The organism is ANME-2 cluster archaeon, from assembly GCA_014237145.1.
GTDB lineage: Archaea > Halobacteriota > Methanosarcinia > Methanosarcinales > Methanocomedenaceae > Methanocomedens_A.
The window spans coordinates 51,813-74,516 of the sequence record JAAXOC010000065.1 but is presented as its reverse complement, the minus strand read 5'-3'; the positions used below and the strand labels follow the sequence as shown (position 1 = coordinate 74,516).

Annotated in this window: 22 protein-coding genes and 2 tRNA genes; 12 read left to right on the top strand and 12 right to left on the bottom strand. The window is 44.3% G+C overall.

Going from position 1 to position 22,704, the window contains the following annotated elements; translation table 11 throughout:
* Positions 1 to 43 precede the first annotated feature (43 nt).
* Positions 44 to 211, bottom strand: coding sequence for a hypothetical protein (locus tag HF974_08655; protein MBC2698385.1), 168 nt, complete (start codon positions 209 to 211; stop codon positions 44 to 46).
* Positions 212 to 785: 574 nt separating this feature from the next.
* Here HF974_08655 and HF974_08650 point away from each other — a divergent pair.
* Together HF974_08650 and HF974_08645 are read left to right on the top strand one after the other, a co-directional pair.
* Complete coding sequence (locus tag HF974_08650; GenBank protein ID MBC2698384.1) at positions 786 to 1,004, top strand: UPF0175 family protein; 219 nt, start codon at positions 786 to 788, stop codon at positions 1,002 to 1,004.
* 173 nt (positions 1,005 to 1,177) lie between these two features.
* The gene (locus HF974_08645) at positions 1,178 to 2,341 is read left to right on the top strand and encodes an NDP-sugar synthase (protein ID MBC2698383.1); all 1,164 of its coding nucleotides are present in this window, start codon (positions 1,178 to 1,180) and stop codon (positions 2,339 to 2,341) included.
* Between the two features lie 17 nt (positions 2,342 to 2,358).
* Here the strand turns inward: HF974_08645 and HF974_08640 are convergent, their stop codons facing one another.
* Entirely contained in the window at positions 2,359 to 3,012 is a 654-nt protein-coding gene (locus HF974_08640; protein ID MBC2698382.1) for a glycosyltransferase, read from the bottom strand.
* Positions 3,013 to 3,182: 170 nt separating this feature from the next.
* On the opposite strand from HF974_08640, the gene HF974_08635 reads away from it, so the two are divergent.
* The 6 genes from HF974_08635 (at position 3,183) to HF974_08610 (ending at position 11,569) form a co-directional block, all read left to right on the top strand.
* Positions 3,183 to 4,208 (top strand): flippase-like domain-containing protein, encoded by a 1,026-nt coding sequence (locus tag HF974_08635; protein MBC2698381.1) that lies wholly within the window; start codon positions 3,183 to 3,185, stop codon positions 4,206 to 4,208.
* A gap of 249 nt (positions 4,209 to 4,457) precedes the next feature.
* Positions 4,458 to 5,453: a glycosyltransferase family 2 protein gene (locus HF974_08630; GenBank protein MBC2698380.1), complete on the top strand. Its 996-nt coding sequence runs from the start codon at positions 4,458 to 4,460 to the stop codon at positions 5,451 to 5,453.
* A gap of 145 nt (positions 5,454 to 5,598) precedes the next feature.
* Entirely contained in the window at positions 5,599 to 9,303 is a 3,705-nt protein-coding gene (locus HF974_08625) for a PAS domain S-box protein (GenBank protein MBC2698379.1), read from the top strand.
* A 9-nt stretch (positions 9,304 to 9,312) separates the two neighbouring features.
* Entirely contained in the window at positions 9,313 to 9,690 is a 378-nt protein-coding gene (locus HF974_08620; GenBank protein MBC2698378.1) for a hypothetical protein, read from the top strand.
* Between the two features lie 10 nt (positions 9,691 to 9,700).
* Entirely contained in the window at positions 9,701 to 10,879 is a 1,179-nt protein-coding gene (locus HF974_08615; GenBank protein ID MBC2698377.1) for a GTP-binding protein, read from the top strand.
* Entirely contained in the window at positions 10,880 to 11,569 is a 690-nt protein-coding gene (locus HF974_08610) for an ATPase (GenBank protein MBC2698376.1), read from the top strand.
* Here HF974_08610 and HF974_08605 read toward each other — a convergent pair whose 3' ends face one another.
* Positions 11,570 to 11,836 (bottom strand): hypothetical protein, encoded by a 267-nt coding sequence (locus HF974_08605; protein MBC2698375.1) that lies wholly within the window; start codon positions 11,834 to 11,836, stop codon positions 11,570 to 11,572. It lies immediately after the preceding gene.
* Between the two features lie 237 nt (positions 11,837 to 12,073).
* Between HF974_08605 and HF974_08600 the strand changes: the two genes are divergently transcribed.
* Both HF974_08600 and HF974_08595 read left to right on the top strand, forming a co-directional pair.
* Positions 12,074 to 12,147: transfer RNA gene (locus tag HF974_08600), tRNA-Val, on the top strand.
* A gap of 173 nt (positions 12,148 to 12,320) precedes the next feature.
* Positions 12,321 to 12,394 (top strand) — tRNA-Phe (locus HF974_08595).
* Positions 12,395 to 12,496: 102 nt separating this feature from the next.
* Here HF974_08595 and HF974_08590 read toward each other — a convergent pair.
* The 4 genes from HF974_08590 to HF974_08575 all read right to left on the bottom strand — a co-directional run bounded on the left by HF974_08590 (position 12,497) and on the right by HF974_08575 (position 15,150).
* Positions 12,497 to 13,531 carry a deoxyhypusine synthase gene (locus HF974_08590; GenBank protein MBC2698374.1) on the bottom strand — a complete coding sequence of 345 codons (1,035 nt, stop codon included), beginning with the start codon at positions 13,529 to 13,531 and terminating at the stop codon, positions 12,497 to 12,499.
* Between the two features lie 132 nt (positions 13,532 to 13,663).
* Positions 13,664 to 14,695, bottom strand: a complete 1,032-nt coding sequence (gene asd, locus HF974_08585; protein ID MBC2698373.1) for an aspartate-semialdehyde dehydrogenase — start codon at positions 14,693 to 14,695, stop codon at positions 13,664 to 13,666.
* A gap of 41 nt (positions 14,696 to 14,736) precedes the next feature.
* Positions 14,737 to 14,910, bottom strand: coding sequence for a 4Fe-4S binding protein (locus HF974_08580; GenBank protein ID MBC2698372.1), 174 nt, complete (start codon positions 14,908 to 14,910; stop codon positions 14,737 to 14,739).
* 60 nt (positions 14,911 to 14,970) lie between these two features.
* Positions 14,971 to 15,150: a 4Fe-4S binding protein gene (locus HF974_08575; GenBank protein ID MBC2698371.1), complete on the bottom strand. Its 180-nt coding sequence runs from the start codon at positions 15,148 to 15,150 to the stop codon at positions 14,971 to 14,973.
* 139 nt (positions 15,151 to 15,289) lie between these two features.
* Here HF974_08575 and endA point away from each other — a divergent pair, with 139 nt between their 5' ends.
* Positions 15,290 to 16,363, top strand: coding sequence for a tRNA-intron lyase (endA, locus tag HF974_08570; GenBank protein MBC2698370.1), 1,074 nt, complete (start codon positions 15,290 to 15,292; stop codon positions 16,361 to 16,363).
* Positions 16,364 to 16,541: 178 nt separating this feature from the next.
* On the opposite strand, the gene HF974_08565 is transcribed toward endA, so the two are convergent.
* Both HF974_08565 and HF974_08560 read right to left on the bottom strand, forming a co-directional pair.
* Positions 16,542 to 18,350 carry a KamA family radical SAM protein gene (locus HF974_08565; protein ID MBC2698369.1) on the bottom strand — a complete coding sequence of 603 codons (1,809 nt, stop codon included), beginning with the start codon at positions 18,348 to 18,350 and terminating at the stop codon, positions 16,542 to 16,544.
* Positions 18,351 to 19,101: 751 nt separating this feature from the next.
* Positions 19,102 to 19,455, bottom strand: a complete 354-nt coding sequence (locus HF974_08560; GenBank protein MBC2698368.1) for a nascent polypeptide-associated complex protein — start codon at positions 19,453 to 19,455, stop codon at positions 19,102 to 19,104.
* 125 nt (positions 19,456 to 19,580) lie between these two features.
* Between HF974_08560 and pscS the strand changes: the two genes are divergently transcribed.
* Positions 19,581 to 20,726 (top strand): O-phospho-L-seryl-tRNA:Cys-tRNA synthase, encoded by a 1,146-nt coding sequence (gene pscS, locus HF974_08555; GenBank protein ID MBC2698367.1) that lies wholly within the window; start codon positions 19,581 to 19,583, stop codon positions 20,724 to 20,726.
* Positions 20,727 to 20,803: 77 nt separating this feature from the next.
* Here the strand turns inward: pscS and HF974_08550 are convergent, their stop codons facing one another.
* From HF974_08550 to HF974_08540, 3 genes are read right to left on the bottom strand one after another with little or no spacing between them, the layout of a single operon-like run.
* The gene (locus tag HF974_08550; GenBank protein MBC2698366.1) at positions 20,804 to 21,982 is read right to left on the bottom strand and encodes a radical SAM protein; all 1,179 of its coding nucleotides are present in this window, start codon (positions 21,980 to 21,982) and stop codon (positions 20,804 to 20,806) included.
* Positions 21,983 to 22,033: 51 nt separating this feature from the next.
* Positions 22,034 to 22,405: a cytochrome c maturation protein CcmE gene (locus HF974_08545; GenBank protein MBC2698365.1), complete on the bottom strand. Its 372-nt coding sequence runs from the start codon at positions 22,403 to 22,405 to the stop codon at positions 22,034 to 22,036.
* 20 nt (positions 22,406 to 22,425) lie between these two features.
* Positions 22,426 to 22,542 (bottom strand): CcmD family protein, encoded by a 117-nt coding sequence (locus HF974_08540; GenBank protein ID MBC2698364.1) that lies wholly within the window; start codon positions 22,540 to 22,542, stop codon positions 22,426 to 22,428.
* Between the last annotated feature and the right edge of the window lie 162 nt (positions 22,543 to 22,704).

Below are 22,704 nucleotides of genomic sequence, written 5' to 3'. Positions count from 1 at the left end.
GAAAGATAAATAAACAGGACATTGGAGGTAAAAAAACCAAGTCCTACTGCGGATTAAAATTCTCCATCTGGGTCTGCTCCCGGATGAAGAGAATGGGAAGTGTGGCATCGTGGGGTGCAGTGTGGAGTTCCCTAGTATATGCAGCCACATCCCAAAGCGCAATCAAACGCAAGGTGACCTTAGGATTGACGACATTTCCGTTATAACCCATCTTCGTCAGATTAATGGTTTAATTAACCGTTTCAATTGCCTAAAAAACTACTCGTGTGTCTTAATTCTAGCGTTTTTTCCAAATGTAGAGAGTGAAAATTTATTTTTTTTTAGGAACAGACCCTCTGCACAAAATATTTATATCCTGACATTATGGGTTTCATAGGCTACACCCATTCATAATCAGCCGACCGTACTTGATTACACTTGGATTTCTGTAGCATATATAGGCTACAAATTTCTCATTCAACTATACTGCATGCGTTTTTATATTATTTAAATTTTTGTAGCCCTCAAAACTCTGAATCTCAGATTATATATACTCCTTTATATTAATGTGTGCTTCCCAGCATTAGAAAAAAAACCAATAACAAGTGATTGAATTGATCAAAATGTAGAACAGACTCCAAAAATGTAGTGTTTTGCTGCTATCGATTTTTTTTTAAACTGGCGAAGATGGGTCACAATAAAAAGGTATATAGATGGAAGCTCCAACCATTGGTACGGACCGCAAAATCAAGGCTTTATTAAGGGCGGGATATTATTCAAGTGGATTAGAAGTAATAAAAGATGCCATGAGAAGCCTGTTCAGGGAGAATACGGAACTCAAGATTAATGCGGCCATAAAACTCTATAAGGAAGGAGAAGTATCACTGGGCAAAGCGGCTGAGATAGCGGGAGTAACTACAATCGAATTTAAGGAGATTTTAGGTAAACGGGGGATTATCAGGGAGATAGAGGCGAGACCGGCTGAAGAAATGGACCGGAAGCTTAAAAATTTCCTCCAAACATGATCTTCGACACAGATATTTTAAGCATCCCACTTATGTAAAAAGAAGACCAAATATCCATGCACTGCACCGAAGTATCGCGAAACTCATCAGTAAGTACTGAGCGTGGAAGGCTATCTTATTATAAAAATCGGTACTGATATATAGTCTCATTTCCATATAAAATCGGTGAAAAAATGAAGGCCTGTATTATGTGTGGTGGTGAGGGCACACGTCTTCGCCCGCTGACTTTTGACCGTCCTAAACCTACAATACCCATACTGAATAAACCCTCAGTAGTACACCTTGTGGAACATCTGGTTACAGAAGGGTTCAATGAGATAGTCTTAACCATAGGTTATCTGGGTAATGAGATAGAAGATGCACTGGGAGATGGGCAGTTATTCGGAGTCCATATCGAATACGTACGGGACCCCATCAAACTCGGAACTGCAGGCAGTATCAAGAATGCAGAGTCCCTGTTAAAGGACGAACCCTTCATTGTGATCGGCGGGGATCATGTAATGGACCTGGACCTTCGCGAGTTCTACCGCTTCCATGAAAAAACTACTGCAAAGGTAACAATCGCACTCCTGCCTATTGAAGACCCGAAGGATTATGGTATTGCAGATATGGACGTGTATAATGAGATACACAGGTTTGCAGAAAAGCCAGGTCCCGGAGAGATATTCAGTAATCTTGCAAGTACAGGAATATATGTCTGCGACCCAGCCGTACTTGAAATGATACCACAAAATACGTTTTTCGATTTTGCCAGGAACCTGTTCCCTAAAATGATGGAACAAGGTGAACGAATAAATGGATACCTGGTCAGGGGCCACTGGACCGATATCGGCAATGCAGGAGCATACAGGCAGGCCTGTAGGTGGAAACTTGAGAAACTACCCGGTACAATAATCAAAGGCCATTTCAACATTAAGGACGCAAGCGTGGCTGGACCGATCAATGTGGATAACGGGGTATCGGTGGGTTCCGATTCTGCCCTTGTGGGTCCGATCATGATCGGTGAGAATACTACGATCGGTAACCAGGTACTTATCGGACCCTATACATCAATAGGCTCGAACTGTGTGATCAAGGACGGTGCCAGATTATTGTCTGCCATTGTGTTCGATGACGTGGAAATAGGCAGGAATACCTGTATCTCAGGGGCCATCATTGACAATAACACAAAGATAGGGAACAATTGCATCCTGGAGACTAGAACTGTGATCGGACCAAGGGATGTAATCAGGGATAATGTCACAGTTCATTCTAATGTTGTCCTGTGGCCGGAACTTGTCATACCTGAAGGGACCAGTATTACCGAAGACCAGCTCAACCTGGAGTATAACGAATAACGACCCAAATCAATAATTCATGAAAGGTCCTTGAACCTGTACCTGAACATGGCCTTTAGTACGATAATGCCATCTTGTATTGGCCTGAACTTGGAATTGCCGGTACGGGCTGTATAGGTTATGGGTATCTTCTTTATCTTAAGTCCCAGCCGCACAGCCTTGCCTGTTATCTCAGTCTCTATCCCGAAATCATCAGATTCAAGTGACATTCTCTGTATGGCTTGCCTCCTGAGTCCCCTGAGTCCTGAAAGGTTATCCACCCTTGATGAATAAAGCAGCCTGAACAATCCCCTTGAAAGGGCATCACCTACCAGGAATAACCTGGGGAGGGCATCACCGTCAAACCTGACCCTTTCACCTACAACCAGATCATATTCGGCAAGTGCCTCAATAAAATCAGGGATCAGTTCCAGTGGATACGTGCCGTCTACATCCAAAAACACTACATCATCCTGCACATGGTCAAACGCACACCTCAAGGCTTCGCCTTTGCCAAGAGCATGGTCAAATATGACCTCTACGCCGTACTTCTTTGCAATCTCAATGGTCCTGTCCGTGGAATTGCCATCAACTACGACTATCCTGGGATTGTGGCATATCTCGTTTATCCTCGTAATGGTGGGACCGATACAGGACTCTTCATTTTTTGTTGGCAGGATTATTGAGACCAATATATCACTTCATCAGGTTTTGTCATTTAATCAGGGTGTGTTATTTCATTAGGGTATGTTCTTTCATCAGGATGCATCACTCATCAGGATGTGTCAACTTCTTCGTTGTTCAACAGTTTATGGAAGCTATCAAGGTATATATAACATAATAATTATCTCTCAATGGCAATATGGAACGACTGAAAAAACTGTTTATCATCTCATTAATAATAAGTATCATCGTTCTGGTACTTGTCACAGTTTTTACCATAGGCCCGGACACCCTGCCCACCCTGCAGAGAATGGAACCAGTATATCTTCTTGCTGCTGCTGCCCTGCATGTAGTTTCTTACTTCATATGGGGGTTGCGTATGAAAGTGATGACTGAGGCCCTGGGACACAGGATAGGGGTAAAAGATGCTACTGAGATTGTAATAGCAAACCTGTTCGCTGCTTCAGTGACGCCATCAATGGCAGGCGGTGAACCTGTCAGGATACATATGCTGAACCGCAATGCAAATGTACCGGTGGGCGATGCCTCGGCTGTGGTTATAGGTGAGCGTATACTGGATGCCTTGCTGCTTTTAATTGCCACTCCGTTTGCGCTGTGGGTGTTAAGTGGTTCACTGATAAGCCGGGAGATGGACCTGGCAATAATTGGTGCAGAGTTATTTGTCCTGCTAATGGTGTTTGTGGCTATTGGCGGCCTGTTGAACCCGACATTCATAGACTGGCTTTCATCACTTATCTCTCGTGGTCTTCACAGAGTTGGAAGATTTGACAGGACAGAACACCTGATACAGTTCATTGATAAAGAATTATTGAATTTCCATAACAGCCTGTGGGCCTTTATGAGAACAGGTAAGCAGGGTTTGTTTTTTGGGTGTATATGTACCATGATATACTGGATCGTGGAATTCATGGTATTGCCGCTGATCCTGCTGGGATTGAACCAGCCGCCATCTATTACGGTGGCTATGGCAGTACAGGTGTTCCTGACATTTATCATGATAGTGCCGGTTACACCAGGAGCCAGCGGGATTGCAGAACTGGGCGGGGCCGCACTTTTCGGAATATTGGTCCCAGTTTCCATATTGGGGATAGTGGTGGCAGCATGGCGGTTAATTACATACTACCTGAATCTTGTTATCGGCGGTGCGGTAAGTGTAAAAATATTAAAAGATGTGGATATTCTCAGTGAATGGAACAGTAAGTAAAATTATATAGTATGAATATAGTGTTACTATATCCACACAATGATATATATTAGTGATACCCTCTCTAAAATATGTAATACTTTCAAATTATCAAAGGGAGTATATCATCAAAAGGGTTGGGGCGGGGGTTTTCTTTAAACTCTTTATTTTATTTTCTCAATATTTTCTTGTCTTAATTTTCTCTGTTCCGGCCGATAATATAAATTTACAGATATTTGTATAAACTATTAATACTTTTATAATGCCTATATGGAAAAAGTTTGTGTACTGATACCGGTTGCGCCTTTTGAACCCATTTCAATAATTCAAAAATCAGTCGATTCACTGAAACAACTGGATACATCAGGTCTGAGCGTTAATGTTACTTACATAATAGATTGTCCAAAAGGACCGGACCATCGGACCCGGTATTTGAAATCTGAAAATATTGGTTACCTGGCCCGGTTTGATACACGGGGGCGCAGGGGCGGGGCCATCAATGACGGCCTGGATGCCATCAGGGGACCGGATGGGATACTGGATGCCGATCACATTGCACTTTTTGATGTGGATAGTCGCCCCGAACCAGATTTTATATTGAAGTGTATCGATGCCCTTAAAATGGATGCAAATGCCGCGATAGCAAGCGGCACACGGTACATCACTAACCAGGATTTAGGGTGGGTGGCCATGATAATCGCTGCCGAATATTCATTTTTCGCAGATGTGTACCGGCTGTATGAACGCTTTGACGGGTTCAAACAATTCAATGGGCTTATCGGCGTGATAGATGCAAGGGCACTTGATGGTACGAGTCTCAACGAAGATGTATACTGTGAAGACCTGGAATTCACGCAGAGGGTGTATATCAGCGGCAAAAAACCTGTACTTGCAGAAACAAAAGTGGGTGAGCAGGGGCCCACCAGCCTGAAAGAACTCTATAACCAGCGGATACGATGGATGTCAGGTGCACTGGAAGGAGTAGAGGAAAATATGGTGCGTTTTTACTCTGCGCCCATCCCTGTGAACCAGAAGCTGGCATGGTTTACGTCCATGACGCTACCTTTTGCGGCATTTTTGCTGACCCCCATTGTCCCGATCTATGGATTAAGGCTTTGGTCAAAGGGGCAGAGTCGTGTATTGTTCAAGACTGTGGGGCTGGTGTTCCATGTATGGCTGATCAGCTTTTGCGGTGTGCAGGCAATATTGAACCGCGCAAGGAAGAAAAAGACTAAATGGACTGATACTTCCCGTTCTGATATTTGATGTTACAAAGTACAATTCCGTGAATACTACCTAATGTGTATACACAAAATGTCAGAATTCATCCTAACAATAGACTAATATAAAATAATGTAACATATATAAATTGAGAGAGAGAACATATATTGCTACTTGCCGGGGGTTTTAGATGAATAAGACCATACAAGATTTACCACTTCTTTTCCTGGAAAAGGAATTACGACTAATTAGTCAGGATGCTCTGTTAATCTTTGATAAAAAAGGTATTATTGTTGATGTGAACAACACAACAGTTCGGATTTTCGGGAAAAAACGGGATGAACTGATAGGAACACCTTTTATTGATGTCTTTAGTGATCCGGTTAAAGCAAACAATGCAGTAGAGCAAGTATTTGATACTGGAGAGGTTAGGGATCATGAACTGGTCGTAGAAACAGGGGATGAATCCAATACCATTGTTGCATTCAACATATCGCCTTACAAAGACCAGACCGGAAAGGTAACAGGGGCATTTGCCGCTGGCTATGACATCACCCGACACAAGCGTGAAGTGCTGGAACTGCATTATCTACAGCACTACAACCGGGGATTAATTGAGACGAGCCTGGATCCTTTGGTGACATTTGACCCGGTAGGGATCATACTGGATGTAAACGAGGCAACGATACATGCTACAGGCAGAGGAAAAGAAGAGTTGATAGGAACCCCGTTTGCTGATTATTTTACAGATCCTGATAAAGCATACAAAGGTGCCATGTTGACCTTTGAAACCGGGGAGGTCAGGAATTACGAGCTGGTCATGAAAGCCAGGGACGGAACCGAGACTATTGTGGCCTACAATGCTTCGGTCTACAAGGACCAGACAGGAAAGGTAGTGGGCGCATTTGCAGCGGCACGTGACATTACCGAGCGAAAGGGAGCAGAGCATGAAATACAGGATCTTCAGCACTACAATCGAGAATTAATTGAGGTAAGCCTTGATCCTCTTGTAACCTTCGACCAGGAAGGGGTCATTATGGATGTTAACGGGGCTACAATTCGAGCTACAGGCAGAACTCGGGAAGAGTTGATAGGAACCCCGTTTGCTGATTATTTCACAGATCCTGATAAAGCATACAAAGGTGCCATGTTGACCTTTGAAACCGGGGAGGTCAGGGATTACGAGCTGGTCATGAAAGCCAGGGACGGAACCGAAACTATTGTATCGTATAATGCTTCGGTCTACAAGGACCAGACAGGAAAGGTAGTGGGCGCATTTGCAGCGGCACGTGACATTACCGGGCGAAAGGGAGCAGAGCAGGAGATACAATATCTTCAGCGCTACACTCGTGGATTGATCGAGACCAGCCTGGACCCGCTGGTAACCTTTGACCCGGAAGGGACCATACTGGATGTGAACGCGGCAACAATACATGCTACAGGCAGGGGTAAAGAAGAGTTGATAGGAACCCCGTTCGCTGATTATTTCACAGATCCTGATAATGCATACAAAGGTGCCATGCTGACCTTTGAGATCGGGGAGGTAAGGGATTACGAACTGGTCATGAAAGCAAAGGATGGGACAGAGACTATTGTATCGTATAATGCTTCGGTCTACAAAGACCTTACAGGAAAGGTTGTGGGTGCATTTGCGGCTGCCCGTGACATCACCGAACGAAAAAAAGCTGAAATTGCACTGTCTGAAAGCAAAGCAGAACTCGACTTGATCTTCAAGATCGCTGCTGATGGAATGTGTGTAATAGATGCTGATCATAACATTGTCAAGGTGAATAAAACCTTTATCCGAATGGTAGACATGGATGAAGATGAAATCATAGGCAAAAAATGCTACGATATCTTTAGCGGGGAACTCTGTCATTCAGAAGATTGTCCACTTGAGCAGCTAAAAAAAGGAGAAGAGTTTGCTGAACATGAATCTGTTAAGAAGCGACCGGATGGTAAAGAGATACCGGTTATTGTGAATGCTGCAAGATTAGAGCAAAACGGCAAATTTGTTGGGATTGTAGAGGATTTTAAAGATATTACAGAGCGTAAGCAGTCAGAAGAAGAAATTCGTGATCTTCAGCGCTACAATCGTGGATTGATCGAAGTAAGCCTTGATCCTCTGGTCACCTTTGATCATGAAGGGATCATCATGGATGTGAACGAGGCAACGATACGGGCTACAGGCAGAGAAAGGGACGAGTTGATAAAAACCCCATTTGCTGATTATTTCACAGATCCTGATAAAGCATACAAAGGTGCCATGCTGACCTTTGAAGCCGGAGAGGTTCGGGATTACGAACTGGTCATGAAAGCAAAGGATGGAAACGAGACTGTCGTTTCATACAACGCTTCGGTCTACAAGGATCAGACCGGAAAGGTCGTGGGCGCATTTGCAGCAGCACGTGACATCACCGAGCGAAAAAAAGCTGAAATTGCACTGTCTGAAAGCAAAGCAGAGGTCGACCTGATCTTCCAGATTGCTGCTAATGGAATGTGTGTAATAGATGCTGATCATAACATTGTCAAGGTGAATAAAACCTTTATCCGGATGGTGGACATGGATGAGGATGAAATCATAGGTAAGAAATGCTACGATATCTTTAGCGGAGAACTCTGCCATTCAAAAGATTGTCCACTCGAGAAGTTAAGAAAGGGAGAACGATTTGTTGAACACGAATCTGTTAAGAAGCGATCAGACGGTAAAAAGATACCGGTTCTTGTGAATGCTGCAAGATTAGAGAAGAACGGCAAATTTATTGGGATCGTAGAGGATTTTAAAGATATAACAGAGCGTAAGCAGGCTGAAATTGCACTGTCTGAAAGTAAAGAAGAGATCGACCTGATCTTCCAGATCGCTGCTAATGGAATGTGTGTAATAGATGCTGATTTTAACATTGTCAAGGTGAATAAGAGCTTTATCCGGATGGTGGACATAGATGAGGATGAAATCATAGGTAAGAAATGCTACGATATCTTCAGCGGGGGGCTCTGCCATACTAAAGACTGTCCACTTAAGAAGATACAAAAGGGAGAACGATTTGATGAACTTGAATGTGTCAAGACTCGATCAGACGGCAAAGAGATACCGGTTCTTGTGAATGCTGCAAGATTGGAGAAAAAAGGTAAATTTGTTGGGATCGTAGAGGATTTTAAAGATATCACAGAGCGCAAGCAGGCTGAAGAAGAAATTCATGAACTTCAACGTTACAATCGTGGATTGATCGAGGTAAGCCTTGATCCTCTGGTCACCTTTGATCAGGAAGGGATCATTATGGATGTGAATACTGCCACAATACGGACTACAGGCAGAAGCAGGAACGAGTTGATCGGAACACCCTTTGCTGATTATTTCACTGACCCTAAAAAGGCGCATAAGGGCGCAATGAAGGTCTTTGAAACCGGGGAGATAAGGGATTACGAACTGGTCATGAAACCAAAGGATGGGACCCAGACCACTGTAGCGGTTAATGCTTCAGTATATATGGACCAGACAGGAGAAGTTGTGGGCGCATTTGCTGCGTCACGCGACATCACCCTGCAAAAGAAGGCAGAGCACGAATTACAGGAAACCGTCAACAGGCTTGAGGTTTATACTACCCGGATAAACAGCCTGATGGTAACCATGTTAGACCAGATCACAGTGGAAAAAACAAAAGGAGTGATCCTTGACATCTCAGGATTACCGCCTGATGTCGAAGTTACAGAACCCCTGATAAAGATTGCAAATTTTGCAAGACAGCTCGGTGCCACATGTATTATTACAGGTATTAAGCATGAGGCAGTACTAAGATTAACAGATGCTGGTGCCAACCTGGCCCCCATAACTACTGAAAAGTCATTACTTGATGGTCTGCGATATACTATAGCAATGATAGATGAGGAAGAATAAGGTGAAAATATGGTCGAAACCAAGAAGGAAAAGCTGGATCAGGTGTTGGCCAAATTCATGCAGGTAGGACAGATAAAAGCAGTGGGTATCGTGAGTGTAGAAGGCCTGCTGATAACATCTATAATGCCGCCTGATATGAATGAACGTATTGTGGGTGCACTCTGCTCGACAATTATTGCAAGTGCGGAAACTGCAAGTTCCCAGATGGGAACCGGAGCGGTATCTGAGGTAAACATTAAAACCGAGCATGGAATATTGCTGCTTAAACCTGCAGGAGAAAAGGCATTGCTCTTTGCCCTGGCTGAAGTGGAGGCCCAGTTCGGGTTGATAACACTGGAGATCGAGATAAGGAGTAAACAGGTCCAGGATATACTGGAAGAGGTATAGGATAATGGACTTGAAAAAAACCTACATCCCACGGCTGGATGATATCCTTGGTGGTGGTGTGCCGAAGGGATCATCGATGTTGTTCCAGGCAATGCCTGGTATCGTATCTGATGTCTTTGGGTACCAGATCATTTCAGAACGGGTACAGTTGGACAGTGAGATCGGTTTTATTTATACTAATACCAGAACACCCGTTGAGATAGAGCGTGTATTTGATAAATATGGATGGGACCTAAAAACCCCATTGAATTCCGGGCAAATATTTTTTATTGACTCTATCTCAGGAATGATGGGTGTGCCCCCGATGGGCAAGTACATTATTGATGATCTTGAAAAAAGTAAAGAAATGATCCTACCTGCAATTGAAGATATCACCGGTGGAACAGCAGTGATTGAAAACGTGGCCACTTTAATTGATTCTATTGGTGCGGATAACACAATAAAATGTATAAAGATATTGAATGAGGCTGCTGCTAAGCATGAAGTGAATATTGTATACCTTTTCACCAGATGGGATTATGAGGATCGGTTAGTAGAACAATTAAAAAACCTGGTCGATTGTGAAATACAACTTTTTAGTATTGAAGAGAAAGTGATGTACAGACAGGTATTCATGGTGGTAAAATCCAACTGGACCAGGGCATCCAAATGTAAAACATTCTTTGAGCTTGTTGAACCCGGTGGGGTTAAGGTATTTATTCCAAAACTCCTGGTAACCGGACCATATAATGCAGGGAAGACCACTTTTGTCCATGCGATCGCAGAAAAGGCCGTTTCTGTGGAGCGGCAGGCATTTGAACTGTTTCCGACCACAGTGGGACTGGATATCGGACATATGGATTACAAAGGTTTTTCTGCTGATGTGTTTGGTACTCCCGGGCAGGAACGGTTTGACCTGCTGCTGGAACCGCTGGCAAGGGAGTCCATAGGCACGTTTATTGTAATTGATTCGACAAAACCGGATACGTTTGCACGCGCTAAGGAAATGATCAATATGTGCCGGGCAGAGGCTTTACCTAAAGTAATTGTTGCAAATAAGCATGACCTCCCGGGTGCCCTGACACCTGATGAGATAAAAAAACGGATGGCTTTATGGGAAGATGTACCTATAGTAACTGTTTCCGCACAGAAAAATGAAGGTGTGGATAAAGCACTTGATACTCTTTTCGATCTTATATACCGAGTTTAAATGATACCTAAAATCAAGACTGGGATCGCGGCTTTTGATGAAATGATAGGTGGTGGACTGCCAGATAATACCATTACACTTATCTACGGCCCTCCCAAAACAGGAACATCCGTATTTTGTTACCATTTCCTGCAACAGGCAATGTTTGATGATGAGATCTGCCTTTACTTAATGACTGACTATAACATGTTCCAGCTTGAAGAAAAAATGATGCAATTCAATTGGCTCATTCATGAATATTTTCAAAAAGAAATGTTGTATGTGCTGGACATTGCTTCCGGATCAATTGGTGCTACACAAAAGGAAACTGCTACGTTCAAGATATCTTCCCCGCAGAATCCAACTGAGATGGTCAGTAAGATAATTGACGATTTGCAGTTAATCTACCAAAAAACCCATAGGTTCAGATCTGTTCTTGATTCGACGACAACATTGTTCTCGTTCAATTCCCCGATACTTATTATACGTGTACTCAAGTCATATGTCATGAGGATCAAAGTAGCCGGAGGTACCGGGATAATTGCTTATACTGAAGGGGCTGCGGACTCCCAGATCGAAACAATGTTAAAGGCAACAGTGGACAACATTATACATCTGGATGGTGAGAAGATAGATGTTGAAGCAATGACCGGATGTGATAATGTTTCAGCTAATTACAAGATCACTGATGAAGGATTTTGTATAATTTGATCATCCGAGAATGTGTTTTGTCCGCCTTGCAAGCATGATGATGCCTATGGCTACTATTCCCATTCCAAGATTCCTGAGTATTCCTCCATCAGAAATTTCTGCAAAGGCAGCAAGTAGATAAACCATATGTATTATGCTGCCCAAGAGGATGATATACCAGCACTGCTTCCAGTATTGAAGCTTTGTTGATTGAATCGCAAAAATACTTGCATATATCCAGAACAACTCGATTATAAGCCTGATAACTAACTCTGCTGTAATTATCACAATAGATAATCTGTTTGCAAATAATGATATAACTATTTATTCTATTTGACTGCATTTCCAGCAATAATGATTTCAGGAGATGAATTATGACAGCTACAGATGGGAAATACTCTGTTTTCTCTGAGTCCTCTGTGGTTCATAAATGAAAATTGAGCTAATAAATTCCTGAAAAAACGCTAACATATCCAAAGGTTTATCTAAAATAATTACTTAGGGAAAGGATGTTGTAAGCATTGAGGGCTCGTGGTCTAGCAGGTTATGACGTCGCCTTGACATGGCGGAGGTCCGGAGTTCGAATCTCCGCGGGCCCATATACTCGCAGCTACTCAGGCACAGCTACTCAAGCCAGTAGCGGGCTGCACACGTATGAAGCCCTGCGGGCTTCATACGTGGACTGTATATTCAATCGAATTACAAAAGCGGGTTGCGACTGGATAAAACGAAGATTTGATATATTATTAAGGAAAAGAGAATATCCCTACCTGCCCAGGTAGCTCAGTCTGGGAGAGCGCTGCCCTGAAGAGGCAGTTGTCCCCGGTTCAAATCCGGGTCTGGGCATTTATTTTTTTGTATTGTTATTTGCATTGGTCTGGTGATTCTGGAGACCTTGGACTTTAGTCCAAGTGTCGTCAGTGAGTTATACCGTTCCTTGGCAGATTTTCAACCATACCGTACCTTCAACCCATCCTCGCCCCAATCAAACACCGGCCCATGTCGCACCACACCCTCCATCCGCTCACGCAGCGCATGCGCAACAATAGGGAGTGCAATTGTGGCATCCACGAATACCTGCACTTTCCTGGCACTTCCGGCCACCTTACCCCAGGACACTGCCTCGTCAAAGGTACAGCCAGACAACCCGCCCCAGTGGGGTGCATCCGTAGTATACTGGATGGCATAATCATGTCCACCCACATCGCCACCCATCAGGGACGCGATAACCTCGGTCTGCTGGATAAAGTTCTTTGGTACCCCGCCGCCCACATACACCACACCTGTCTTCGCGGACTGCTCCACTATTTGCGTGATCTCATCTGCATCCTTTATCTGGTCCACCATTATTTCATGTCCACGGCGGCGGGCATACACCAGCCCGATACCAATGGACGAATCAGTCAGTGCGGGCACGAATACTGGCACATCATGCTCATGGGCACTCACAATTATGGAATCACTCCGCCCGCCCATTTCCTTCACCCGCCTGCCTAGTAGCGAGATGAACTCACGGGATGAATAATTCCTGCCTTTTTCAAGGGACGCCCCGAAATCACCAATAAGCCGGTCTGACTCCCTGAACTCCTCCTCTACTGCGAACACGTCATGTATCCGATCAATGCCATGCCTGAACAGTGTCTCGTCGTCTGCCAGGTGCGTGCCTACATAATGTTTCCGGTCCAGGCTCTCATGGATATCGTGGAAGATATTGGCTCCGGTGGACACCAGGCAGTCTATCAGCCTGTGCCGGATAAGGAATGTAATGATACCCCTCATGCCTGCAGGCACCATAGCACCGGACAGGCCCATCATGATAGTGATCTCATCCTCCTGCAGCATCCGGACCCAGGTTTCCACAGACTCGCCTAGTTTCCTGCCCTGGAAACCGGTCTCGGTCATGGCATGGGTAATCTCGCTGACGGACCTGGAGCTCACATCCATAGGTACAGTGGGATGTTGGGTAAAATGTTCTTTATTCATTTGAACCACCATCGAAAACCAAGATATTCATAGTCATTGATATGATTTATAAAGAAACTTTAAACCTATAGGAAAGTATATACTCTCCTATACGTTAAAAAAAATACACAGGTACTCCAAGCCCAACCGGACTTAGATATACCCTTTCTTATGCATCAACTCAGCATTCAGCACACTGGCACCTGCCGCGCCCCTGATAGTATTGTGCCCCATAACCATGTACCTGATACCTTCCCGTATCCGGCCCACAGACACACTCATACCATTACCAGCATTCCTGTCCAGTCTGGGCTGGGGCCTGTCAGGTTCATCCCTCACAATAATCGGGTGTTCAGGCTCGGTGGGCAGGTCTGAAATTCCAGGGTCAAAGTCCAGAAACGCCTGGCGCACCTTATCGGGTGTGGGGTCATCTGCCATACCAGCCCACAATGCCTCCAGGTGCCCATCCATCACAGGCACGCGGTGACAGCTCGCACTGATATTAATATCAGCAGGGATTATCTGGCTGCCATCGAACTCACCAAGGAGCTTCAGGGGTTCACTCTCCACCTTCTCCTCCTCACCGCCGATGTATGGCACCACATTCTCCAGTATAGCCATACCCGGGATGCCGTCAAAACCCGCACCCGAAATGGCTTGCATGGACGCTATATTTACATTCTCAAGCCCGAACTGCATCAGGGGCTTCAGTGTCAAAGTGAACATGATAGTGGTGCAATTGGGATTTGTCACGATACATCCGTCCCAGCCGCGTTTGTCGCGCTGAATATCGATCAGCCCCAGATGCTCCGGGTTGACCTCAGGGATCATCAGAGGTACATCTTCCTCCTTCCGAAATGCTCCTGCATTGCTGGCAACAACACAGCCTGCCTTGATAAAACCAGGTTCCACCTTTTTTGCCAGATCCGCCGGCAGTGCAGAGAACACAAGGTCAGCGTCCACTGCTCCAACATCAACCGGCACCACTTTGACATCGGCTACTTCTTCAGGTATCTGTGACTCCAGCCGCCAGTTGGCAGCGTCGCGGTATGTCTTTCCTGCAGAGCGCTCAGATGCTGCCAGGGCAGTGATCTCGAACCAGGGATGTTTTGCAAGAGCCTCAACAAACCTCTGTCCTACCGCTCCTGTTGCACCTAAAACGCCTGTTTTAATTGTTTCAGTCATTGGCCAACCTCCGGAAAAAATAAAAAAACGAATATTGATCATCAATTCGATGAAATTGCGGCAGTTGGACATGCATCTACGCACAATCCGCAATCAGTGCACTCATCACTGATAACCGCAATGTCATCGTCATTCATTGATATGGCTTCCTGTGGACATTCATCCACGCAGGTTCCACATCCTACACATTCATCTATATCTACTTTTACTGGCATGTTTCTTTCTCAAATCAGGCACGTTGATATGTTGGCTGATTTGAAAATATATCTGTATGCCTATTCTTCTAACGAAATTGCTTCAGTGGGGCATGCATCCACACACATTCCACAATCAGTGCACTCATCCGCATTTACCACAGCAATATCATCATCGTTCATTGAAATGGCTTCTGCAGGGCATTCATCCACACATGTTCCGCATCCTGTACATTCATCAACATTTATTTTTGCTACCATATGATTTCTCTCCTTTCATACCCGGTGAATATATCCCGGTCAGAAATAACCAAATGAAGAGGTAAAATAAATACCTTACGATTATTAACCTGCAATCATCAGGAAGGCTATTTAACTTAACCTCCCATAAGTAAAGAAAATGAACCAGAACCATGCATTTAACGGCAAACTGGACGGCCATATCGTGAAACTGGAACCTGATACTAAGGAGACACTTTACAACACCAGTTTCTATGGCAACCCAAAAGACGATTTCCTGGAACTAACCCTCATCGAAGCTGCCTACCTAACCTACAAAGGCAGGATCAAGGTCACCAGGGATAAGAAGGGGCTTGATTTCAAGGACCTGATCAGCTATGCAAGTAGGGAAAAAGAGAATTTTGAAGTAAAATACATCGTCTATAAAGACATGCGTGAAAGAGGTTATTTCATAAAGCCCGGAGTCACAGATTTCAGGGTATATCCCAGAGGAGGTCGGCCCGGTAAGACCCCTTCGAAATATTTCGTATACACACTCTCCGAACGTAATCCCATGCCCTTAAAAGACCTGGTACGCCAGCTTGAGACCACAGCCAACATGCGAAAGGAACTTGTGGTTGCGGTAGTGGACGAGGAAAGTGACATCACCTTCTACGGTGTTAAGCTTCGCACAATGAAAGGTGATATGAATGAAAATGTCCCGGGTAAAGGTATTGAGGCCACCCTCCTGGAAGACAGGGTCATGGTCTGGGATGCTGATGCATCTGCCCTGCTTCACAAACAATTCTTTTACGGTAAACCCCTGGATGAAATCCGCCTCCAGTTATCATTAGTTGAGGCAGCATATTTGCAGGAAAAAAATGTACTGGACCTCAGTGACAGCAGTGGGGACAATCTACTAGCCAGCATGGAATTTGCAGATAGTGCAATCGATGTGGAAAGCGATTTTAAGGAAAAACTGGCAGTTTACAGGGACCTGAGGGATTCGGGGATGGTAGCCAAGACCGGGTATAAGTTCGGCACTCATTACCGGATCTATAAAAAAATTGAAGGACTGGATACGATGATGCATTCACAATTCCTGGTACATGCAGTGAACATCGAACATGTGTTCAACCTGCCACAGCTATCAAGGGCGATCAGGCTTGCCCACAGTGTGAGAAAACAGATGGTTTTTGCCTGGCGCAGTGGAGATCAGATCATGTACCTGGAGATTGGCAGGATAAAGATGTAATCGCATGTTTAGTACTGTTTGAATCCTTTGTTACACCTCAACTTCTGGAAGTTTTCCATCTTCACTCATGGTTGAAACATCCACCAAACGTCTTGTAAGGATCGCCCACGCCCCCTTTTTTGGTATGGTGGTTAATACATATTGATCAGGTATATTTCTTCACAGAATTAGACATACGTCAGAAATAATACCATATAGATTTATACTCATCAATATCCTCGCCATCATAATACAACCGTTTTAGATAGTTGTATATGGACACATCCACATAATTATAAGGCTCCACAAGCTCCATCTTGGACTCCCAGGGATAAAACCGGTACACACGTTTGCCATCCGGAAGTATCATGATCACCTCATGGTCCTGCCACGCCCTTAGGTGGGACTTTCCCAGCCTGGGTACATTGAATACCGATTCATCAGTCCGCTCCAGTCCGGGGAGGAGCCTGGCTTCCTCCTGTCGTTCCTGCTCAAGCCTTGAGATAGGTACACGGTAGTCTATGGTCTCTTCCTTGCCCTTGGTGTTAAAAGTATAATAGGGATCGATACCTGATTTCTTCATGGTTTTTCTAAGCAGGCAACTTTCGAACTTCTTGCTGTTATAATAGGTGAATACCTGCTGGTTGTAAATATTAATGCCCTGTTTCTTGATCCTTGATACTGCATCAATAGTGTCGGGAGTGAGCTCAGTGGGATGCTGGAAATGGGTTATGATGCACAGGTCCCGTTCGCCCAGCTTGTGATATTTACTAAAGATATCTATCAGGTTGTCTGTAAACCTAGAAGGCAGTGTTACCAGTGTCCGGGTCCCTATCCTGATCCGGTCCACATGTTCGATGTCAGAGATCATGCCAAGGAGCCTGTCAATAATGGAATCGTTCAGTGTCAACGGGTCGCCTCCCGTTACCAGCACCTCGCTGATATGCGGATTGGCTTTTATCCAGTTGATCGCCTTTAACACGGTCTCCTTTGTGATACTACTTTCCTGAAGACTTTTGATCTCCCAGTTCCTCTGGCAATAGACACATATCTGGGGGCATGATTGAAACGGTTTTAAAATAAGTATCTTCGGATATCTCCTGGTAATGGCTTCAATTGGGCTGGTCGAAGCCTCGTCCATGAAATCCATGCTTGTCCCGGTCCGAATGCTCCGTAAAAAGTTCTGGCAGTATGTCACACTGGGCAGTACCTGTGCCCTTATGGATAAGTCATATTGTTTCCGGTTCTCCCTGTCAAATAAGGATAAGTAATACGGTGTTATCTGGAACGGGATATTATTTTCAATAGCTAATTTAAGACCCCGTATCTCGCCTCCGTCCAATGCAACCATACTTTGGAGCGTATCAATATCAGAAATAATATGGTCAAGGTGCCATTTGTAGTCAGTCCAGTCCTCGTCATTTCCACCGAATTGCTGTAAAATACGTTGTTTCATATCATTTCTTTCAGGGACCAGGTCATGGTCTAGACCGGTCCTGTATTTCTTGAAAGACAGATCCATCCTTTTAGAATAATCATCCAGGAACATTGTTCTTTCAAGTGCGGCTTTTATTCCATCGAGATTTAGAAATGGAGGTTTTTCTTTTTCAGCAAATAGCCCGGAATTCCCATTAATTCCCCTGAACAGGTAAATAAACTCGAAAATGAACCCTTCACTGATATTCTTAGGTACCCTGTTTTCCCTGGCAATATTGTACAATGCCCTGAGAGCTGAGAAGTGTGACTGTTTTTCATTCTGGGTCCTTAAAATCGTCTTTAGAACCCTGATGCAATCCCGTGCATTCTTTTTTTCCAGGATATTCATATCCTGTTTACTATGGGAATATATGGTGAACAATGCTGTATCTATACCATCTAAATAGCGGAAAATCTCATTCCTGGAATCATGGACGTTAATACTATTCTTCAATATCCTGTGAATGATGGGGTCAGATTTCCATAATAATTCTGCCAATTCTTCCCTTGAGCTTGTAATTATATCTTTCATGTTAGCTAGTTTTTCTTGATTTTTGTGCTCAAAACGTATCCGGACAATTACAATCGTCAACGAGTGACTACTTATCTAAATGAATGTTGTCTTTAAAGAACATTTCGAGTGGTAATTTTATAGAAGGTCAATAGTCTTTAAGAAAATTACCTGGTTGCAGAATAGCTACTGATCTCAAGAAATCCTTTATTTACAATTTTATATTAATAATGGCATTCAAATATAAAATGCTTATGGGTTAATATTCATAATTATACCCCGCAGCTCTGCTGTGGTTGGGACAAACCGAGTAACAACTTCTAACCTGAAGTACATATTAACATATATGACCGAGTTAAAACATGCATGCTACTGTGTTTATAAAATTCGGTACCATGTGGTTTTTTGCATGAAAACGAAACTACAAAGCGCTGGCACATCATGCCCCGCAGCTCTGCTGCGGTTGGGTGTGCCAGCGCAACGTTTGACTTACGAGATAAGTGGAGGATGTTGGATATTATGTACAACAAGAAAATCTTCCCTTTTGCCAGAATAATATACTAAAATATACTAAACTCCAAAATGAATGTCCGGTCTCTACACTTGCCGTAATTTGTTTCATTCATATACTATTAAAGCGGCATGCGATGTCTCCATGTTCGGGGTAAAAAAAATCCGAAAAATGAATGACAATGAACGCTCGATTTAGTGCCAGAGTAGATTAGGTTATCTTACAGAAACTTAAGGGAGTTGATGAGAAACTTCCAATTATTCATGATCCAAGTTTCATTATGGCTTCGGCCAGGTCTCCACCTGTTTCCTTAAGGGCTGCCATTGCTTCATCCGGGGTTTTTCCGGTCTGCTCTGCCACCAGTGTCACATCTTCATCAGGAATTGGGGTTTCACGTGGAACTTCTCTTGGATTACCTACAATCTGGTATGTAAGCATACCCGGAGCCGCCACTTTTGTTACGCTGGCATCATCAAAGATGATATCAATGTCGGGAGTCCGTATAATTACCTGCTCCACATTTTCGATCTCTTTTGTGTCTATCCCCATCTGTTTCATCATCTGGTTCATGGCCCTGGGATTGACTCCTCGCATTCCGCCTGGTTTTTTCGCCATCTTTTTCACCTGCAATTTAGATGTAGCACTCAATATTAAAACATTGTTCTAATTTTTCACACACCAAATAAACATAAATATAAATATAAATAAGTATCCACATAAACAATATCAGTGTGATTACCGTGGCTATTGACCAATATCTCCAGAAATTCAAAAACATCAAACGTTCCACATGTGGAACCATAAATATCGACCCACTACAGCGCGGCGGGATACTGACCGACGAGGCCAGGGCGGCACTGGTGGAGTGGGGCGACGGATATTCAATATGTGATTTCTGTCCAGGCGCCCTGGACCAGATCAAGACACCGCCCATCTATGATTTTATACATAAGGCCTTACCTGGGTTCCTGGGTATTGACGATGCCAGGGTGACCAATGGTGCCAGGGAGTCCAAGTTCGCAATTATGCACTCCATAACAAGGGAAGGGGACTGGTTAGTCCTTGATAAGAGCGCACATTATTCCTCTAATGTAGCTGCACAGCGTGCCCGGCTCAATATCAAGGCCGTACCCAATTCCGGTTCCCCTGATTACCGTATGGAGGCTGATGGATATGCAGATGCCATAGAAGAAGTTATCAGGGAATCGGGAAAATCTCCTGCACTGGCGCTGGTCACATACCCTGACGGCAGCTATGGCAACCTGCCTGATGCTAAAAGAATAGCAGCTGTATGCCACCAGTACGATGTGCCCCTGATCTTAAACGGCGCATATTCAGTAGGCAGGATGCCTGTAAATGCAAAAGAGCTGGATGTTGATTTCATAGTTGGCAGCGGGCATAAGTCCATGGCAGCATCCGGTCCGATAGGCGTGCTCGGGGTATCAAAAGAATATTCAGATATAGTATTTGAGAAATCACCTACAAATAAGCTCAAGGAGATAGAACTGCTGGGATGTACTGCCAGGGGTGCTACTATCATGACAATGATCGCATCCTTCCCTAAAGTGGTGGAGCGTACCAGGCACTGGGATGAGGAAGTGGAAAAGGCCAGGTGGTTCTCGTCACAACTGGAAACCCTGGGACTGCTGCAGATGGGTGATAAGCCCCATAACCACGACCTGATGTTCTTTGAAGCGCCTGTGCTGTATGAGATGTCACAGACCGCAAAAGGCGGGCGGTATTTCCTTTATAAGGAATTAAAGGCTCGCAAGATACACGGTATCAAGGCCGGGTTGACAAAGTTCTTCAAGCTCAGCACCTTCGGGGTATCCAGGGATGACCTGGAAACGGTGGTGTCTGCTTTTGATGAGATCATCAATTCATAATAGGCCCGGGTAATTACAGGTCTGTATAATTGCAGGTCAGTGTAATTATTTCATCAGAAATATTAGTCATGCAGGTTTCACTTATCAACCATATCAAATGGCATCGTAGCGCCTTTCGGTATTGAATGAATATACCTGTTCCTGAATTCTTTGTCGCGCATCAGGCATGACGGGGGTGTTTTCCTGTAGTTTTTACCCATACGTTTCCAGATATCTTTCAGCGGTTCATCCCTGATATTTCCGAACTTCAACGGCGTATAAGCACAGGGCAGCACGTCGCCACCCGATGTGATATGTACCCACCTTCTCCCGGCAAAACAGCCGAACATGTCGGGGCCCATGAAGAAGGGAAATGCAGTAATACGGGGTCCGTCCCTGAGCTTGTTCTTCTCCTTCTGGAACCGGCCCAGCCTGTCCACGTCATTTGGACCTATGGTCTCGTCCTCATGGTCCAGCCACCGCCCCACTGCAATGATCTCATAGAGTGACATCTCGTGCATACCCTTATTCTCTGCAAGAGTATAGAAATCCTCAAGCTCGTCAATGTTATCAGGCGAGACCACCACGAACATATCAGCAAGGATACCGGCCGCAAGGGTATTATCAATACCTTTCATTGCATCCTCATATGAGCCGGCCCGTCCCCTCACCCTTTCGTGTTCCTCCTGACGGGGGCTGTCAATACTGATCCTTACGGCATACAGTCCCGCAGCTTTAAGTTCTTTAGCCTTCTCAGGAGTCAGCCCGTACCCGGACGAAAATGAGGTGGCAATGGCCCTGGACTTATCCACATGCCTGACCATGTCGGCAAGGTCATGCCTGAGCATAGGCTCGCCGCCGTCAAAAGATATAAGATATGAGCCCAGTTCAATGGATTCATCTATCACCCTGTTGACCTCATCTAATGAGAGTTCGGGGTCTGCAATGATATCAGCGGCGCCGCAGTGGATGCACTTGTTAGGACAGCGCATGGTGATGCCGATAGATGACTGGTCTGGGACCCTTCTCTTCAATACTGAAGCGATCTGGGCAGAGATCAGGCGGTCAAAGGCAGTACTGGGTATCGGGGGGGCCCAGGATGAGAAGATGATCTTCTTGTCGTCAACAGAAATGGGTTTTTCTTCGAGGAATATCTTGTTAATACGGTTAACGATTGGTTTTGCCACAGGTGAAAGTGTGCCTTCCGGCACTAATTGTACTTTACCGTTCTCGGTATTGGCGTTTAGTTTAATGTATGATTTATCATATACTCTCATTTATTCCCAACATCCTTTTAGAGCCAAAGTGAACATGAAGTTATATCCCAGTTATACCCCATATTTTGAAGGACATCCCATTACAAGGAAATTAGCCTCTACTTTATTCTTTGATACCAGAATACCCCTTACAGATACTTTCTCACCTTCGCCCAGTCCGTCAGGTCGGTCACCACGGTATAATACCTCGAGATCTGCATTACCATCTGTCAATATGAAACCAGTTTCTTGTGTACCGACATTTAACGTACCCTGCTTCACATTACCTGTGATATATACAGGCTGGTCAATATAAGCTGTGACGTTCTGGGTAACTTCAGTCACTGTGAGGTATTCTGATGAAAAGTCCAGCCCCCACATTCCAATGATGGCTATTAGTATGATCGCTACAACAGAGATTGTAACCTTATCTTTTTTCCTCATGGTATCTTTTTTCCGAATATCTAATCCTTAAGGTGTCCTAATAATTCCATCTGCCTGTTGAGCTGTTTTCGTGTCTGTAAGAGCATAAATATATAGACCAGGAAAACGACCCATACAATACCAAATGCTGTTAACATGGATCTGGCATATACCAGATTCGATATTAGAGTTTCCACAATATCGAATCTACATGTATTTATGGGACTTATAATTAATGAACTGATATTTAATCCAGATATTTCACTGTATATATATAAATAATCATAGATTATATTAGTTTTTGAGAAAACTTTAATTAG

What these genes read in the sequence shown, in the direction of transcription:
- HF974_08580 (MBC2698372.1), bottom strand. Translation starts at nt 14,910, where the DNA reads ATGCCAGTAAAAGTAGATATAGATGAATGTGTAGGATGTGGAACCTGC.
- HF974_08650 (MBC2698384.1), top strand. Translation starts at nt 786, where the DNA reads ATGAGAAGCCTGTTCAGGGAGAATACGGAACTCAAGATTAATGCGGCC.
- HF974_08630 (MBC2698380.1), top strand. Translation starts at nt 4,458, where the DNA reads ATGGAAAAAGTTTGTGTACTGATACCGGTTGCGCCTTTTGAACCCATT.
- HF974_08545 (MBC2698365.1), bottom strand. Translation starts at nt 22,405, where the DNA reads ATGAGGAAAAAAGATAAGGTTACAATCTCTGTTGTAGCGATCATACTA.
- HF974_08575 (MBC2698371.1), bottom strand. Translation starts at nt 15,150, where the DNA reads ATGGTAGCAAAAATAAATGTTGATGAATGTACAGGATGCGGAACATGT.
- HF974_08565 (MBC2698369.1), bottom strand. Translation starts at nt 18,350, where the DNA reads ATGAAAGATATAATTACAAGCTCAAGGGAAGAATTGGCAGAATTATTA.
- HF974_08655 (MBC2698385.1), bottom strand. Translation starts at nt 211, where the DNA reads ATGGGTTATAACGGAAATGTCGTCAATCCTAAGGTCACCTTGCGTTTG.
- HF974_08625 (MBC2698379.1), top strand. Translation starts at nt 5,599, where the DNA reads ATGAATAAGACCATACAAGATTTACCACTTCTTTTCCTGGAAAAGGAA.
- HF974_08645 (MBC2698383.1), top strand. Translation starts at nt 1,178, where the DNA reads ATGAAGGCCTGTATTATGTGTGGTGGTGAGGGCACACGTCTTCGCCCG.
- endA (MBC2698370.1), top strand. Translation starts at nt 15,290, where the DNA reads ATGAACCAGAACCATGCATTTAACGGCAAACTGGACGGCCATATCGTG.
- asd (MBC2698373.1), bottom strand. Translation starts at nt 14,695, where the DNA reads ATGACTGAAACAATTAAAACAGGCGTTTTAGGTGCAACAGGAGCGGTA.
- HF974_08550 (MBC2698366.1), bottom strand. Translation starts at nt 21,982, where the DNA reads ATGAGAGTATATGATAAATCATACATTAAACTAAACGCCAATACCGAG.
- HF974_08610 (MBC2698376.1), top strand. Translation starts at nt 10,880, where the DNA reads ATGATACCTAAAATCAAGACTGGGATCGCGGCTTTTGATGAAATGATA.
- HF974_08560 (MBC2698368.1), bottom strand. Translation starts at nt 19,455, where the DNA reads ATGGCGAAAAAACCAGGCGGAATGCGAGGAGTCAATCCCAGGGCCATG.
- HF974_08620 (MBC2698378.1), top strand. Translation starts at nt 9,313, where the DNA reads ATGGTCGAAACCAAGAAGGAAAAGCTGGATCAGGTGTTGGCCAAATTC.
- HF974_08635 (MBC2698381.1), top strand. Translation starts at nt 3,183, where the DNA reads ATGGAACGACTGAAAAAACTGTTTATCATCTCATTAATAATAAGTATC.
- HF974_08540 (MBC2698364.1), bottom strand. Translation starts at nt 22,542, where the DNA reads ATGTTAACAGCATTTGGTATTGTATGGGTCGTTTTCCTGGTCTATATA.
- HF974_08590 (MBC2698374.1), bottom strand. Translation starts at nt 13,531, where the DNA reads ATGAATAAAGAACATTTTACCCAACATCCCACTGTACCTATGGATGTG.